The organism is Bacillus sp. FSL K6-1560, assembly GCF_038592935.1.
In the GTDB taxonomy this organism is placed as follows: Bacteria; Bacillota; Bacilli; order Bacillales; family Bacillaceae; genus Bacillus; species Bacillus subtilis.
In genome coordinates this window covers 3,075,718-3,092,908 of the sequence record NZ_CP151946.1, presented here as the reverse complement: position 1 = coordinate 3,092,908, position 17,191 = coordinate 3,075,718, and the positions used below count along the sequence as shown (strand labels likewise).

General features: G+C 44.7%; 11 protein-coding genes. 4 read left to right on the top strand and 7 right to left on the bottom strand.

The annotated features are described in order from the left end of the window. Positions 1–37 precede the first annotated feature (37 nt). The 3 genes from ntdC to ntdA are packed head-to-tail and all read right to left on the bottom strand — an operon-like array spanning position 38 to position 3,249. Positions 38–1,090 carry a glucose-6-phosphate 3-dehydrogenase NdtC gene (ntdC, locus tag NYE22_RS16550; protein ID WP_072175675.1) on the bottom strand — a complete coding sequence of 351 codons (1,053 nt, stop codon included), beginning with the start codon at positions 1,088–1,090 and terminating at the stop codon, positions 38–40. Between the two features lie 13 nt (positions 1,091–1,103). Beyond that, positions 1,104–1,952 (bottom strand): kanosamine-6-phosphate phosphatase, encoded by an 849-nt coding sequence (gene ntdB, locus NYE22_RS16545; RefSeq protein ID WP_017696578.1) that lies wholly within the window; start codon positions 1,950–1,952, stop codon positions 1,104–1,106. After that, a complete protein-coding gene (gene ntdA, locus NYE22_RS16540; RefSeq protein ID WP_342411987.1) occupies positions 1,924–3,249 on the bottom strand; it encodes a 3-dehydro-glucose-6-phosphate--glutamate transaminase in 1,326 nt (441 codons plus the stop codon). The genes ntdB and ntdA overlap by 29 nt, the downstream gene beginning before the upstream one ends. Positions 3,250–3,352: 103 nt before the next feature. On the opposite strand from ntdA, the gene ntdR reads away from it, so the two are divergent. After that, a complete protein-coding gene (ntdR, locus tag NYE22_RS16535) occupies positions 3,353–4,342 on the top strand; it encodes an NTD biosynthesis operon transcriptional regulator NtdR (protein WP_021479607.1) in 990 nt (329 codons plus the stop codon). A 213-nt stretch (positions 4,343–4,555) separates the two neighbouring features. Here the strand turns inward: ntdR and NYE22_RS16530 are convergent, their stop codons facing one another. Together NYE22_RS16530 and NYE22_RS16525 are read right to left on the bottom strand one after the other, a co-directional pair. Then, positions 4,556–5,710 (bottom strand): AbrB family transcriptional regulator, encoded by a 1,155-nt coding sequence (locus NYE22_RS16530; protein WP_021479606.1) that lies wholly within the window; start codon positions 5,708–5,710, stop codon positions 4,556–4,558. Between the two features lie 106 nt (positions 5,711–5,816). Further along, entirely contained in the window at positions 5,817–7,022 is a 1,206-nt protein-coding gene (locus NYE22_RS16525) for an MFS transporter (RefSeq protein WP_125121288.1), read from the bottom strand. A gap of 113 nt (positions 7,023–7,135) precedes the next feature. On the opposite strand from NYE22_RS16525, the gene NYE22_RS16520 reads away from it, so the two are divergent. Continuing rightward, a complete protein-coding gene (locus tag NYE22_RS16520) occupies positions 7,136–8,863 on the top strand; it encodes an SgrR family transcriptional regulator (protein WP_342411986.1) in 1,728 nt (575 codons plus the stop codon). Between the two features lie 29 nt (positions 8,864–8,892). Here NYE22_RS16520 and NYE22_RS16515 read toward each other — a convergent pair whose 3' ends face one another. Both NYE22_RS16515 and NYE22_RS16510 read right to left on the bottom strand, forming a co-directional pair. Next, the gene (locus tag NYE22_RS16515) at positions 8,893–9,219 is read right to left on the bottom strand and encodes a four-helix bundle copper-binding protein (protein ID WP_069964091.1); all 327 of its coding nucleotides are present in this window, start codon (positions 9,217–9,219) and stop codon (positions 8,893–8,895) included. A gap of 116 nt (positions 9,220–9,335) precedes the next feature. Then, on the bottom strand, positions 9,336–9,773 hold the full coding sequence (locus NYE22_RS16510) for a ferritin family protein (RefSeq protein WP_003245806.1): 438 nt from the start codon (positions 9,771–9,773) through the stop codon (positions 9,336–9,338). 183 nt (positions 9,774–9,956) lie between these two features. Between NYE22_RS16510 and addB the strand changes: the two genes are divergently transcribed. Together addB and addA are read left to right on the top strand one after the other, a co-directional pair. Further along, positions 9,957–13,457 (top strand): helicase-exonuclease AddAB subunit AddB, encoded by a 3,501-nt coding sequence (gene addB / locus NYE22_RS16505; protein ID WP_339202481.1) that lies wholly within the window; start codon positions 9,957–9,959, stop codon positions 13,455–13,457. Further along, positions 13,444–17,142: a helicase-exonuclease AddAB subunit AddA gene (addA, locus tag NYE22_RS16500; protein WP_342411985.1), complete on the top strand. Its 3,699-nt coding sequence runs from the start codon at positions 13,444–13,446 to the stop codon at positions 17,140–17,142. The genes addB and addA overlap by 14 nt, the downstream gene beginning before the upstream one ends. Positions 17,143–17,191 lie beyond the last annotated feature (49 nt).

The following is a 17,191-nucleotide window of genomic DNA, read 5'->3' as shown; positions in this document are numbered from 1 at the left end:
AATTCCTGCTTTTTTAGTAACTTCTCTCTTTGAAATACTAGTTGACTGCTGAAACAGACATTGGTTGAGAGTTGCTGTCTTTCTCAAAGAACATTTCTAATACTTCCTGAGATCTAAAACCATCACTAAAAGAAGGGATCTCAACCCAATCATTCTGAGTTGATGCAATCCAATTGATTAACTCGCTTCTAAAAGAATCAGCCCATCCATAAAACTCGTTTGGCGGATCGTTTAATAGGCTTTGCGGTACTGGGCAGTCTACCACGTTCAAGCCATCTATGAGTTTGTAAACGTGAGGATTACTTGTGTGGTATTTAAACTCTTTTTTGTGTCCAACTACCTCAATGCTAAAACCACAGTCTTCAGGTACAGAACATTTTGATGTGATGATATTTACAAATACCTTGTTCTTCAGCTGGCCATAAATTTCTGCATAGTCATCTACAAGTACCTGTTTATCCTCTTTTGTTTTTACATTTGTGTTCATCTTTGCCCTTACTGATTCTGTGATGAAATCACTCTCGAACAAATACCATACCATGTCAATAAGGTGAATACCCAGATCCCCCAATGACCCGCTGGTTTTCTTACTATTAGCGTCATCTCTCCAAGTAAACTTCTTACGTCTAAGGGCACTATTTTTCTTGAAGTGTACTTTTATGGACAGGATGTTACCTAGTTCATTATTGATAATTAAGCTTTTTAAGATATTTACGTAAGATAAATATCTATAATTAAATCCCATACTGGCTCTTACGCTCAACCTTTCAGCAGTATCTTTCATTATGCCTGCTTCTTCAAGAGAAATAGCCATAGGCTTTTCACACAAAACATGCTTATGTTTTCCTAATGCTTGCAAAGCATGTTCTTTATGGCAAAAGTTTGGTGATGCTACAATTAAACCTTCTGAGGCATCAATTAGTTCATCTACGTTTTCAAATGACTTCCCGCCGAAAGTTTTCACAAAGCTTTCCGCGTTTTGTTGATTTATGTCATATACCCCTACTAACTCTGCATTTTTTATTGTAGATAAAGCAGTTGCATGCGCTCTTGCAATACCACCTGCACCTATGATGCCTATCTTGTTCATTTTTATTTCCTCCTCATGATCCAATTAATTTTTTTAAGGTATTAGTAATTCCTTTTGAGTACTCACTATCAGTTATAAGGTGGTGCAAGTTTTTGGCTTCCTGTGTTGCATTTTTTAGCAGATATCCATTCCCTACTGTCTGTAACATACGAACATCATTTCCACTATCCCCAAATGCGATAGCTCTTTCGGTATTTAGGTTGTATTTCTCTAACATAAACGTTACAATTTCATTCTTTCCTGTCCCTATGGGGATAAAATCTACATCATAGCTGTCTTCTGGATCGCCTGCTAAGGGATTACACCGATTTATATTTACTGAAACGCCGTATTCTTCGCAGATTTTTTCAATTGCTAATAGGTTTTTCTTGTCGTTTATTTCATCTTGTTCCTGATAGTAGAAGTTATGCTTATACCGTGACTTTCCTAATTGAGTTTGAGGATTCAAAAGAATGTTATGATTTTCATGCAGCTGTTTCACAAGTTTTTCAACCTTTTCTTTACTAAACCCTTCATTTATGCGACTGTTCCACTTGTTATCTTGCTGACCGAAGTTATGCTCTGAAAAGTACGTAATTTCAGTTCCAAGATCACTAGCTATAAAATGCGGAAAATATCTAAATTTTCCTCGTCCCATTTTATCGATAATAGATTCTATACTGCTCCCAGTAACCCATCCGATTATTAGTTCCCCATCTTTACTTTTTTGTTCTAGATAGTCTTCGAGTTCATAAATGTCTTGTTGTTTTTGTTCGTCGATTGTATGCGGAAAATACGTTTCATCAAAATCACAAAAAACAATATACTGAGGATGTTCAACCGTGGATAACGTTTTATACTCCGATTTCTTGCTTAATAACATGAAACAGTCCCTCCATTACTCTGTCTTGTTCTTCTAAAGTAAATGACGGATATAAAGGCAAATGCAGTACCTGACTATGAGCCTTTTCCGTATGAACCAATGGGAGTCCTGCATACTTGTCCTGTACTAAAGGAGTTTTTTGCATATGAGACAGTATTGGATAATATACATCTGTTTGAACACCAAAATCTTCATTTAATTTAGTCATGATATCTGCCCTATCTTCTGTTCTTACCTTAATAGGAAACAGATGCCATACATGATCTTCACTTAATTCTGGTAATTCAATAAAGCCTTTATTCTGCAACTCTGCTAATTGGGTAATGTATCTATCCGCCAAGAACAGTCTTTTGAAGTTGTTTAATGAAAGGTACTTCATTCTCTCTAAACCAATTGCTGCCTGTAAATTGTCCATTTTTGAATTAAATCCAAAATTGATGACTTTCTTATTTTTCACATTTACTTCAAAACCATGATAACTAAATTGAATGCATTTTTTAGCGAGTTCTTCATTATCAGTTGCTATTGCCCCAGCCTTGCCACATACACTAAAATTCTTATAGGGATTAAAACTTAATGTAGTGATGTCTGCATACTTTCCTAAGTCTGTCAGTCCAATTCCTTGGCAGGCATCTTCAATTACTTTTAATTTATAACGATTTGCGATTTGACGGATATGCTGCATGTCTGAATGTTTTCCGTATAAATGCACAGGTAGAATAAACTTTGTATAAGGAGTTATTGCTTCTTCAATTTTGTCAGGATCGATGCAGAATGTTTGTGGGTTAATATCTACATATATAGGAACGCCTCCCACAGCTAACACAGCATTTTCAGTAGCTGAAAAGCTATTAGCCGGCATGATAACTTCATCCCCTGGGTTTAACCCTAAAGCCAATAAACCTATCATAATAGCATCGGTTCCACTGCTTGTTGCAATTACATACCTTTTATGTAAATATGTAGATAAAACGTTTTCGAATTGCTCTAAATAGGGACCACTCGTAAATTTTCCAGTTGGCAAAACTTCAGTTAATGTATTTAAGATATCTTCCACTTCATCATTGGTTATTAATCTGTCTACAGGCAAAAAAGGGACTTTACTGATTTCACGATTTTTTTGATAGTTGAAAAGATCATGTTCAATATCTATCTTTTCCTTTAATACTTGTTTCCACCGCTCGTTTACAATACTGTCTTCAATAACAAGTTCTTTTCCTTGTACGTCACCTTTTAAGTGTTTTAATAGTGACATGTTTTCTTTGCTTTTACCTGAAATCTTAACCTGTTTTTGCATGAACAGTACCTCCAATGATTTTATAATCTAAAAATTTATTACAAATTTATCCTAATTTCTGAAATCGGTAACATGTCAACAACTTTTTTAAGGAAGGGAAAATATGCCTACAATTGATGAAATAGCAAAATTATGCAATGTGTCTAAAACCACAGTGTCAAGAGTATTGAATAATCATCCGTATGTGTCGAAAGAAAAAAGAGATATGATCTTAAAGGCAATTAACGATCTTGACTACACTCCCAATTATTTAGCTCGGAATTTTAGGAGAAATAAGACACAAACGATAGCTTTATCGGTTCCGAGTATTGACCATCCATTTTTTGCTCAATTAATAAAAGGGGTCTCACATGAAGCACTGTTTAAGAATTACAAGGTAATTGTATTTCAGACCTTTTATGACAAACAGACAGAGCTAGAATTGTTAGAGTTATTGAAGCATAAAGAAGTGGATGGTATTATTCTTGGAACTTTAGAAAATGAATGGGATCAGATATCCCCTTTCTTAAAGTATGGTCCTATCTTATTATGTAATGAATATCATCACTCAGCGGACATAACGATAATTGGGTATGATGAATTTGAAGCTACATACATGGGGGTAGTACATTTAATTGAAAGAGGGCATAAAAAAATTGGGTTTTGTTTTGATACTCCATATAGCGAAGCTCAATGTCAGAGGAAAGAGGGTTATTTGAAAGCTTTACAAGATTACGATTTACATCATAGAAGCGAATGGATATTCGGCGAAATGTTTAATATCGAGGATGGCTTTCGTGTTTTTCATAAGATAAAGGATCTAAAGGACAGACCCTCAGCAATATTTACAGGAAATGATCAAGTCGCCGCAGGGATTATTAAACAGGCGATGAAAAATGGCTTTAAAGTTCCAGAAGACTTAGCTGTAATTGGTTTTGACAACCAATTGATCTGCCAAGTCGTTACTCCGACCATAACAACAATTGATATCCCCGTAATAGAATTAGGTCAACAGGCTGTGTTGAAAATCATCGAGTCCATTTCGGGTAATGCCACTTTAAACAGAAGAATTATTAAACTGCCAACAAAGCTTATTATAAGAGAATCAACGTAACGATAGATTTCCCTTTATCATTTTATATCTTTATATAAGAAAAAGAGGTTATTCATTTTAACCTCTTTTTCAATCGTAAGTCGTCAATTATTTCTTTCATTTCACCCTCTGGCAGCACTCACTTCAAACCTGATCCATTAACAACGAAATATCCGCTTATATTTCCCCATCTCGATGGTTTGCGAATTAAAAGTTCTTGAACCCTTTTTTCAACTAGGCACTACTGCCGCTGATTGAGCTCTTTTTGTCTTTTTTTTCACCATGAAGATGGTGAAGCAGGCGATAAAACGGCGGCAGCAGGGCAATAACCAGAATGACGCGAATGACCTGAACCGCAACGACAAAGGTGGAATCAGCATGTAAGGTAACTGACGTCGTCGCCATCTCTGCAATCCCGCCGGGCGCAAATGCCAGAACAGAAGTGATGAGCGAAATTCCTGTCAGCTCGGAAACGATCACGGCGCTCAAAAACATTGCTGCAATTAAACCGACGGAAGAGACAAACCCGACGATGATAATACGAGTGACGCCGGCAAACATGCTTTTGTACATCTTAGAGCCGATCGTTGCCCCGAGAAATACTTGTGATACATGGTTAGCTTGTGACGGCCACCATGCCATCATGTCGTGCCCTGTCACCGCAGCTCCGCCAACATGTACAATTGCTACACCGAGCATGCTGCCGAGCAGCCATGGAGCTGGAAATTTTAAAAATTTCGCAGCTTTGCAAGCTCCCCAGGCAGCGAGAATAAGAATGATGGTCCACAAAACGGGAGCGAGCCTAAAATCTGTCGTTGCAGAAGAAATTGTCTCTGCTGCGGCACTTGCGGTACGATCTTGTTTTGTATAGATCAGAATGACTAAAAACGGAATGGAAAGCACCACGAGTAGCACACGCATCATTTGAACGAGGCTGACTATAGCGGTATTGGCGCCTACTTCCTGTGCGATGCTCGGCATGGCGGAAAGTCCGCCGGGAGCGGTGCCGACAAAGCTAGTCATCATATCCGTTTTGCTGAAACGCCAAAGCACATATCCTGATAGCATGGCCAGCAGGATAGACAATATCAGCATAACGCCGACTGAAAACCAATGGTCTTTGAGAACAGAGAGAACGGATAAATTCAGCTTTTGGCCCAATTCGATGCCGAGGATCATCTGCCCGAGGGCGAGCCATCGTCGGTTAATTCCTTTTTGGTCTGGTGCCATCATCAGCCATGCCGGCCGTATCATGGCGAGGCAGCAGGCGACAATCAGTGTTCCGATCATCCATCCAATTGATATTCCGGTTAATGAAAGAATAAACCCCCCGGCTGCACTGATTGCGATAAACCATAGATCTTTGAGGAGATTTTCGTCTTTCTTCAATGTAAAACCCTTCTTCCTTTTTCACGTAACACTCCAATTGTTCACGTAGTGAATGTATTTATTACTATAGTATATTTTTGTTGATAAAGAAATTATGAATTATTTTCTATAAGCGATTCACTTTTCTTATGACCTTGTGTTCGAGCTTTTCTATTGTGTAAGTCAGAGATAAACCCGCTGTCAGCAGACACACGGCAAGAGCGTAAAAAATCACTTCTCCGCCAAATGATGTCAGGATCAGCCCACCTGCCAGCGGTCCGATTGAGCGGGATATATCCCAATGCAGACCATAGACAGCATAAAACCGGCCCAGCAAATGAGGCGGCGCCAATTTAGATATGAAGGTCTGGATGTGGGTTAGCCCGATGCTTTCGCCAACCGTCATCACCGCTGCCGTCACTATAAGCATTGTCAGGGAGGTTGAGCATGCAAAACCGGCAGCCGCAAGGGAGTAGCAAATATAAGTAATGAAAAGGATTGTTTTCATTGAAAGCTTTTCGGTCCCTTTGACAAGAGGAACTTGGAGAACAAAGCTGAATAAAGCTTTTGCCGCCGAGTAGATCGTCAGTATTGACAGATAATCAGAAAACATGTTTTTGCTGAAGAGCCTGTATGTTGTTTCTGTTTGTGCATATAACATGCTTATGGGGAGAGAAAGCAGCAAAAGAAGCAGGACAGGCCTGTATATCATAAAGCTCGCAGATATTTTCGGGGTAACAGCTGGGTGTAGCGGCTTTGTCTCAGGCAGTTTCAGTGCAGCGATCAGAAAGTAGATAAACAATGCCGCAGCATCTAATGCGAATATCCACACGGGGTTATGATTGTAAAGAAGCATCCCCACTAGCGGCCCTGCCGTCAGACCCGCCGAATAGATCGCATTGATGACCGCAAACACTTCCGAACGTCTGCTTTCCGGCGTGCTTTCAGCGATTTGGGCGCGGGAAGCGGGAATGTACAACGATCTTCCGATGCCATTCATGACATAGAGAATAGCGAAAACATACGCATGCTCAGCAAATACAAACCCTGTCATTGCCGCTGATTGAAGAAGCAATGCGGTCAAAATCGCTGTGCACCGCCCAATCCGGTCCGCCGCCTTTCCTGCAGCGAGCGTCAGGAAAATATCAGCAAATGGCTGAAGGCTGATGATCAGCATTGGCATCATGATACTGCCGTTTAATTGTTCATGCAGATACAGCACCATAAAAGGTCCCATCATTGCACCTGTCAGGCTTGTCAGCAATTCGCCGAAAAAGCGGAGCCGAACGGGAGCGGTATATCTCGATTTTATAGAGTGAAAACTGGTCAACATGTGATCGCCGCCTTTCGCTGTTTGATATAGTAGTAGTGTATAGAAGGGGCGGCGGCCCAAAAAGTGAAGAAAAGAAGAGATAAAAGTTCCCCTTTTGTCGGGAGGTGCGGGGATTGAAGCTGATAGAGCACTATGTGGCGCTTGTAAAAACAGGCTGCGCCGAGTATGGACAAATGAACGAAATGACGCTCACTGAGATTGCCGACTGTTTATTTTGTACAGTAAGAAATGCAAAGCTCATTTTACATAAGCTAGAGAACAGCAATTGGATTATCCGGGAAAGCGGGGCGGGGCGCGGCCGTAAATCTAAAATCGCGTTTCTTCGGAGGCCTGAGGAATTGCTTCTTCAAACTGCAAAGGAATATACCATGTCAGGAAAGCTTAAAAAGGCAAAGGAGCTGCTTCAGCAGTATCAGTCCGCATTTCCGGGGCTTCAAAACGAATATAACATGTGGCTTTCAGAGGTGTTCGGATTTGTGACGGAGACGGGCGAGAATGGGGCGAAGGATGTTCTGCGGCTGTTCATCGCGCCTGAATCTGTCAGCAGTTTGGATCCATGCCAAATATTTTTGCGGTCTGAGGGCCATTTCGTCAAACAGATATTTGATACACTCTTGACGTTTGATTCGGATATACAGGAGCCGAAGCCTCATTTGGTTCATGGATGGGAAGAGGTCGGAAAAAAACAATGGAGATTTTTTCTTCGAAAAGGTGTGACATTTCATAATGGACAGCCGCTGACATCACGGGACGTTGCGTTTACGTTTCAGCGCTTTTTGGAACTGGGTGACAACCCGTATAAATGGCTTCTGCACGGAGTGAAACAAGTCTTAGAAAAGGGCCCTTATTGTGTGGCACTCATACTCGATAGGCCGAATGCGCTTTTGCCGTATGCTCTTTGTGATGAACGGCTGTCCATACTGCCGGCAGAACAGGGCGGCGGGAAAACTGGAACAGGGCCTTTTCAGGTGAATCAGCAACACAGCGGGATGCTTGTGCTTGAAGCCAATGAGCGCTACTTCAAGGGACGCCCCTATTTGGATCGCGTTGAGTTTGTGTTTTCTGAGCAAGCCGGAGAGATGAACGGTTTTACCATTCAAGAAAAACAAACATGTCCTGAGCAGCAAACTGTTTTTGATGAGCGGCATGTTCAGTATTTGTCGCTCAATCTGAAAAAGAAGGGGCCTCTTCAGCACCAAAGCTTTAGAAAAGCGCTCCGGCTGCTGATTTCCTCTGAACGGCTCGTTCGTGAAGCGGGAGGGCACCGAAGAATCCCGGTTACGTCCTTTTTGCATCCGAGTTCTTTTGAGTGGGAGGGCGTTTCGCCATCTGAATTGTTGAAGAAAAGCGGTTACGAGGGCGAAACAATCGTGCTTTATACCTTTTCGGAAACGGATCATCGTGAGGACGCCGAATGGATTCAAAATATTTGCGCCCAGCACGGTATCAGGCTTACACTTCAATTCTGTGATGCTGCTGATCTGCGACGGCCGGAAACCGTGCAGATGGCGGATATCATTCATGACAGTGCGACGTTTTATCAAGACAGCGAGTTTGGTTTTCTGCATTTGCTGCTGTCGGAGAACAGTTTCTTGTATCAGCATCTATCTGAAAAGCTGACACAGATTTGCTCAGGAATGACAGAGCGGATGTTTTCCATGCCTGATCGCTGTTCGAGAATCAACATCCTGCGTGACATTGACCGGCAGATGATACAGGAGCTGAACGCGATCCCGCTGTATCAAAATGTGCTCCAGGTGACATCAAGTAAAAATGTAAAAGGCCTGGTGCTTGATGAAGAGGGATGGATTGATTTGTACTCCGTATGGCTGTCCAAATAAAAAGAGGGTTCTTTTTTGAACCCTCTTTTTTACGCTGCCATGCTGCGGCATTGTTCAGCACAGGTGAAGCAGGCTTTCGCACATGCTTGGCAATGATCATGATCGTGCTTTCCGCATTCAGTGCCGCATGCTTCACAAATATCGGCGCAAAGTGCACAAATTTCTTTCATAAACGGGCTGTCCGTTTGCATGGCTTTGACCGCCAGCGCGCAAATATCCGCGCATTCCCTGTCAAGCCGGATGCATCCGCTGAGATGATGCTGCACGCTTTCTTCCAAGCATTTAGTGAAACAATGATTGCAAGCCTTCATGCAATCGCTGCAAGCCTCAATACAAGCTTCAGAATATTGCTCCATGGTTGATCCCCCTGTATGGAAGTATATGGTTTTATGTTTCCCGGCTGCATTTGAAAAAAACAGGGGAGTGTGTTTTTAGCTAAGGGGATATGTACATATACCCTGAACGGGTATATCTAACGTTCCATCAGATAGTATAGGAACCAGACAGCGTGATTTTGTTCATCACGTGCTGCGCGCGTAAAGACGCCTTTCGCTTTTAAGTTTGACGTTTCCTCGGCCGCACGCAAGTAAAAGTCGACGGTTTCTTGTTCATCTTTAAAAGCGGCGTCCAGTCCTCTTGTGAAATTGTCCGGGCATTCTTCCGTTTGTTTCGGCATGATGTGTTTGCCGGTAATTGAACCATACAGTGTGGAAAATTCACGGAGGTGGCGAATCTCGTCACGCCTGATTTCTTCAATCTGTTTTCTGACCTCATCGCTGTGGGCGAGTTCGGCAAGCTTGCGGTAGCATTGAATGGCACTGAATTCTCCGTTGATGGCCTTCTGCAAATTCCGAATCAAAACAGGATCTTCCCTGTATGGCACCGGATAGGGATAGTAGCTGTAATGCAAGGGGATTCAACTCCATTCTTAGGAATTGGGCTTCTGTAAAAGTATATGTTGGGCAGGGAGAGATGTGCGGAGATAATCAGCTTTTTATATGTGAAAAGGCCGTTTTTACCAATAGATCAGATTGGTCATTTTCGTCAACATTCGATAAAATATATAGAGATAAAAAGAGAGGGGTCTTCTAATTTGGGAGCAGAGTTTTTAGTAGGCAGGTCCGGGAGTGGAAAAACGAAGCTGATCATCGACAGCATTCAGGATGAATTGCGCCGGGCTCCATTCGGGAAGCCGATCATTTTTCTAGTCCCGGATCAAATGACGTTTTTAATGGAATACGAGCTTGCTAAAACGCCAGATATGGGCGGGATGATACGCGCTCAAGTATTCAGTTTTTCACGATTGGCCTGGCGCATCCTCCAGCATACGGGAGGAATGAGCAGGCCGTTTCTGACGAGCACCGGCGTACAAATGCTCCTGCGGAAGCTCATTGAGGAGCATAAACAGGAGTTCAAAGTCTATCAAAAAGCGAGTGACAAAAGCGGGTTTACCGCACAGGTTGAGCGGATGCTGACAGAGTTTAAGCGCTATTGTCTGGAACCGGAGGATATCCGCCGGATGGCGGAAAGCGGAACGGCTTCCGAGTATCGCGGAGAACGAGTTTTATCTGAAAAGCTCCATGACTTATCAATTCTGTATCAGCAAATGGAAAAAAGCCTCGCAGACCAATATCTTCACTCTGAGGATTATTTGACATTGCTGGCAGAGCATATCCCGCTTGCGGAAGATATAAAAGGCGCCCATATCTATGTGGATGGCTTTTATCAGTTTACACCGCAGGAATTCAGGGTGTTGGAGCAGCTTATGGTTCATGCGGAGCATATCACGTTTTCGCTCACAGCGGACAAGCCGTCATATGAGCGGGAGCCGCATGAACTGGAATTGTTCAGAATGACGGGGAAAACCTATTACCGCCTGCATCAGAAGGCGAAGGAACTGAATTTGGACATTACGTATAAAGAGCTGAGCGGGACTGAGCGGCATACAAAGACGCCGGAATTGGCGCATCTAGAGGCACAGTATGAAGCGCGTCCGGCCGTTCCATACGCAGAAAAACAAGAAGCCCTTACTGTGATGCAGGCCGCAAACAGACGGGCTGAGCTGGAAGGCATTGCCCGGGAAATTCACGCCCTAGTCAGAGAGAAGGGATATCGCTATAAGGATGTAGCCATTCTTGCGCGCCAGCCGGAAGACTACAAGGATATGGTGAAGGAAGTTTTCGCAGATTACGAGATTCCTTATTTCATTGACGGAAAAGCATCTATGCTGAACCATCCGTTAATTGAATTTATCCGGTCAAGCCTTGATGTTCTGAAAGGGAATTGGCGTTATGAAGCGGTGTTTCGCTGCGTGAAAACCGAACTGCTATTCCCGCTCAATGAACCGAAGGCCAAAGTGAGAGAACAGGTCGATCAGCTCGAAAATTACTGTATCGCCTATGGTATTAAAGGCGACCGCTGGACAAAGGGCGATCGGTTCCAATACAGGCGTTTTGTGTCATTGGATGATGATTTTGCGCAGACTGATCAGGAAATCGAAATGGAAAACATGTTGAATGACACCCGCGATTGGATTGTTCCGCCGCTTTTTCAGCTTCAAAAACGCATGAAAAAAGCGAAGACGGTTCAAGAGAAGGCGGAGGCGCTCTATCGTTATTTAGAAGAGACGGATGTGCCGCTGAAGCTGGATCAGGAAAGGCAGCGTGCTGAGGATGACGGCAGAATCATTGAAGCGCAGCAGCATCAGCAGGCGTGGGACGCAGTCATTCAGCTGCTTGAGGAGTTTGTTGAAATGATGGGAGATGATGAGATTTCTCTTGATTTGTTTCAGCAAATGATAGAAGCCGGCGCGGAGTCGCTTACATTTTCTTTAATTCCGCCTGCGCTTGACCAGGTGTTTGTCGGCAATATGGATTTGTCCAGAATGTATGGCACCTCCTGCACCTTTGTGCTCGGGGCAAACGACGGCGTTCTGCCGGCACGCCCTGATGAAAACGGAGTCCTGTCGGATGATGACCGGGAATGGCTGAAAACGATTGGGGTTGAGCTATCCTCAGGCGGACGGGAGCGTTTGCTTGATGAGCATTTCCTCATCTACATGGCATTTTCAAGTCCGTCTGACCGGCTTTACGTATCGTATCCGATTGCTGATGCGGAAGGAAAAACGCTTTTGCCGTCGATGATCGTTAAGCGGCTGGAAGAACTGTTTCCATATCATAAGGAGCGCCTGTTAACAAATGAACCTGAACAGGTCAGCGATGAGGAACAGCTGATGTATGTCGTGAATAAAAGCGTGGCACAGTCCTTTACCGCGAGCCAGCTCAGGTTATGGACCCGGGAATACGACATCAGCGACGTCTGGTGGAGCACGTACAATGTGCTGATGAGTGAGCCGGACAGGCTGCAATCGAAAAAGCTGTTCTCAAGCCTGTTTTTCCGGAATGAAGTGAAGCAGCTTGAACGCAGCGTGTCGAGACAGCTCTATGGAGAACGCATTCAGGGCAGTGTATCGAGAATGGAAACCTTTAACGCATGCCCGTTTTCCCATTTTGCGTCACACGGGCTGCATTTGAAGGAACGGCAATTCTTCAAGCTTGAAGCACCGGATATCGGCCAGCTGTTTCATTCCAGCTTAAAGCTGATTTCTGACAGGCTGCGTGAGCAAAAGCTGGATTGGCGCGATTTAACGAAGGAGCAGTGCGAGCTGTTTTCCTATGATGCGGTAGAACGGCTGGCACCGAAACTGCAAAAGGAAATTCTGCTCAGCTCAAACCGGCATTATTATGTGAAGGAAAAACTGCAAAAAATTGTGACACGTGTGTCCGGCATTTTAAGCGAGCATGCGAAAGCGAGCGGATTCGTACCGATCGGGCTTGAACTGGGCTTTGGAGGAAAAGGGCCGCTTCCGCCGCTGACCTTTCAACTGAAAAACGGCTGTACGATGGAACTCGTCGGGCGAATTGACCGTGTTGATAAGGCTGAAAGCTCAAAAGGCCTGCTCCTCAGGATTGTCGATTATAAATCAAGCGACAAAGGCCTTGACTTAGCGGAAGTATATTACGGATTGGCACTGCAAATGCTGACGTACCTTGATTTATCGATTACACATTCAGCTGACTGGCTCGGGATGAGGGCGACGCCTGCCGGAGTGCTGTATTTCCATATTCATGACCCGATGATTCAATCTAATCTCCCGCTTGGGCTTGACGAGATTGAACAGGAGATCTTTAAGAAATTTAAAATGAAGGGCTTGCTCCTCGGTGATCAGGAAGTGGTTCGCCTCATGGATACAACCCTTCAAGAGGGACGTTCAAATATCATAAACGCCGGCTTGAAAAAAGACGGATCTCTTAGATCAGACTCGGCCGCAGTCGGTGAAAAGGAATTTGATCTTTTGACAAAGCATGTGCGCCGCACCTTCCAGGAAGCGGGCGAACAAATCACCGACGGACGCGTATCCATTGAGCCGTACAAAATGAAGAACAAGACGCCGTGCACATACTGTGCGTTCAAATCAGTATGCCAATTTGATGAATCACTGGAAGAAAACGAGTATCGCCCATTAAAGGCTGAAAAGGACAAGACGATACTTGAGTGGATAAAAAAGGAGGCGGATGGCAATGAACATTCCTAAACCGGCAGACAGCACATGGACAGATGACCAATGGAATGCCATTGTTTCAACCGGCCAGGATATTCTTGTGGCAGCGGCTGCGGGCTCTGGTAAAACCGCTGTGCTCGTTGAACGAATGATTCGGAAAATCACCGCGGAGGAAAACCCAATAGATGTAGACCGTCTTCTCGTTGTGACATTTACAAACGCCTCAGCGGCAGAGATGAAGCACCGAATCGCAGAAGCCTTGGAAAAAGAGCTTGTACAGCGCCCCGGCTCGCTGCATATCAGACGCCAGCTTTCTCTTTTGAACCGGGCCAGCATTTCGACGCTCCATTCCTTTTGCCTGCAAGTGCTGAAGAAATATTACTACTTGATCGATCTTGATCCGGGCTTTCGGATAGCTGATCAGACGGAAGGTGAGCTACTGGGGGATGAAGTGCTTGACGAGCTGTTTGAAGACGAATACGCAAAGGGCGAAAAGGCGTTTTTTGAGCTTGTTGACCGCTATACGACAGACCGGCATGATCTGGATCTGCAATTTCTCGTTAAACAGGTGTACGAGTATTCCCGATCCCATCCAAACCCGGAGGCGTGGCTGGAAAGTTTTGTTCATTTGTATGATGTATCAGAAAAGAGCGCCATCGAGGAGCTGCCGTTTTATCAATATGTCAAAGAAGATATTGCAATGGTGCTTAACGGGGCGAAGGAAAAGCTCTTGCGCGCGCTTGAGCTGACGAAAGCGCCGGGCGGCCCGGCGCCGCGTGCTGACAATTTTCTTGATGATCTTGCGCAGATTGATGAACTGATTCAGCATCAGGACGATTTCAGTGAACTATATAAGCGGGTGCCCGCCGTCTCTTTTAAGCGTGCCAAAGCAGTAAAAGGGGATGAGTTCGATCCAGCGCTCCTTGATGAGGCGACAGATTTGAGAAACGGTGCAAAAAAACTGCTTGAAAAGCTCAAAAACGACTACTTCACGCGAAGTCCTGAACAGCACTTGAAAAGCCTAGCCGAGATGAAGCCTGTCATTGAAACGCTCGTACAGCTTGTCATCAGCTATGGAAAACGATTCGAAGCTGCGAAACAGGAAAAATCAATCATCGATTTTTCTGATTTGGAGCATTACTGTTTAGCGATTTTGACAGCTGAGAATGACAAAGGTGAACGTGAGCCGAGCGAGGCTGCGAGGTTTTATCAGGAACAGTTTCATGAGGTGCTCGTTGATGAATATCAGGATACCAACCTCGTGCAGGAATCGATTCTGCAGCTCGTCACAAGCGGTCCGGAGGAGACTGGTAACCTGTTTATGGTAGGAGATGTCAAACAGTCGATTTATCGATTCAGGCTTGCGGAGCCGCTTCTTTTCCTCTCTAAATACAAACGGTTTACAGAGAGCGGAGAAGGCACGGGGCGGAAAATCGATTTAAATAAAAATTTCCGAAGCCGGGCTGATATTTTAGACAGCACAAACTTTTTATTTAAACAGCTGATGGGCGGCAAAATCGGTGAGGTCGATTATGACGAGCAGGCTGAGCTGAAGCTTGGTGCAGCGTATCCGGACAATGACGAGACGGAAACAGAGCTGCTGCTGATCGACAACGCAGAAGATACGGATGCAAGCGAGGAAGCAGAAGAGCTTGAAACGGTGCAGTTTGAGGCAAAAGCCATCGCTAAGGAAATTCGCAAGCTGATTTCATCGCCGTTTAAGGTGTATGACGGAAAAAAGAAAACACATCGCAATATTCAATACCGAGATATCGTGATTTTGCTCCGTTCGATGCCGTGGGCTCCGCAAATCATGGAGGAGCTGAGAGCACAGGGCATACCGGTTTACGCCAATTTAACGTCAGGCTATTTCGAAGCGGTCGAAGTCGCCGTCGTGCTTTCTGTGCTGAAGGTAATCGATAATCCGTATCAGGATATACCGCTTGCCTCTGTGCTGCGCTCACCGATTGTCGGAGCAGATGAAAACGAGCTGTCTTTGATCCGGCTTGAAAATAAAAAAGCGCCGTACTATGAGGCGATGAAAGACTACCTGGCTGCTGGTGACCGGAACGATGAGCTTTATCAAAAGTTAAATACGTTTTACGGACATCTGCAAAAATGGCGCGCGTTTTCGAAAAACCACTCAGTATCTGAGCTGATTTGGGAAGTGTACCGCGACACCAAATATATGGATTATGTCGGCGGCATGCCGGGCGGAAAACAGCGCCAGGCCAATTTGCGTGTTCTTTATGACAGGGCGCGTCAATATGAATCAACGGCATTTCGCGGCTTGTTCCGTTTCCTGCGGTTTATCGAACGCATGCAGGAGCGGGGCGATGATCTTGGTACGGCGAGAGCGCTCAGCGAGCAGGAGGATGTTGTCCGCTTAATGACGATCCACAGCAGCAAAGGGCTCGAATTTCCAGTCGTGTTTGCAGCAGGTCTCGGCCGGAATTTCAACATGATGGATTTAAATAAATCGTACCTGCTGGATAAGGGGCTCGGATTTGGCACGAAGTATATTCATCCGCAATTACGCATCAGCTATCCGACACTTCCGCTCATTGCGATGAAGAAAAAAATGCGCAGGGAGCTGCTGTCAGAGGAATTGCGTGTGCTCTATGTTGCATTAACGAGAGCGAAGGAAAAGCTGTTTCTGATTGGCTCATGTAAGGATCATCAGAAACAGCTTGCAAAATGGCAGGCATCCGCGTCCCAAACTGATTGGCTTCTGCCGGAATTTGACCGCTATCAGGCGAAAACGTATCTAGATTTCATCGGCCCGGCTCTTGCCAGGCACAGAGACTTGGGGGATTTGGCTGGTGTGCCAGCACACGCTGACATCTCAGATCACCCGGCTCGTTTTGCCGTTCAAATGATCCATTCCTATGATTTGCTTGATGATGATCTGGAAGAAAGAATGGAAGAAAAAAGCGAGCGCCTAGAAGCGATCCGCCGAGGTGAACCAGTTCCCGGCTCGTTTGCGTTTGATGAAAAAGCCCGCGAGCAGCTGAGCTGGACATACCCGCATCACGAGGTGACGCAAATTCGGACAAAGCAATCGGTTTCTGAGATCAAAAGAAAAAGAGAGTACGAGGATGAATACAGCGGCAGGGCCCCTGTAAAACCGGCTGATGGAAGCATTCTGTACAGACGTCCCGCTTTTATGATGAAAAAAGGCCTGACAGCGGCAGAGAAAGGGACTGCCATGCATACGGTTATGCAGCATATCCCGCTGTCACATGTGCCGTCGATAGAAGAAGCTGAGCAGACGGTTCACAGGCTTTATGAAAAAGAGCTTCTCTCTGAAGAACAAAAAGACGCTATTGATATAGAAGAAATCGTGCAATTTTTCCATACAGAAATCGGCGGACAGCTGATCGGTGCTAAGTGGAAGGACCGGGAAATACCATTCAGCTTAGCGCTTCCGGCCAAGGAGATCTATCCTGATGCACAGGAGGCAGATGAGCCGCTTTTAGTGCAGGGTATCATTGACTGTCTCTATGAAACTGAGGACGGATTATATCTATTGGATTATAAGTCGGACCGGATTGAGGGCAAATTCCAGCATGGATTTGAAGGAGCGGCCCCGATCTTGAAGAAACGATATGAAACGCAAATTCAGCTGTACACGAAGGCAGTGGAGCAAATTGCAAAAACAAAGGTAAAGGGATGTGCGCTTTATTTCTTTGACGGAGGGCACATTCTGACATTATAGCGAGATCCATAAGCTCCGGAATTTCAGGCGGAGCGGGTCTCGTTTTCTA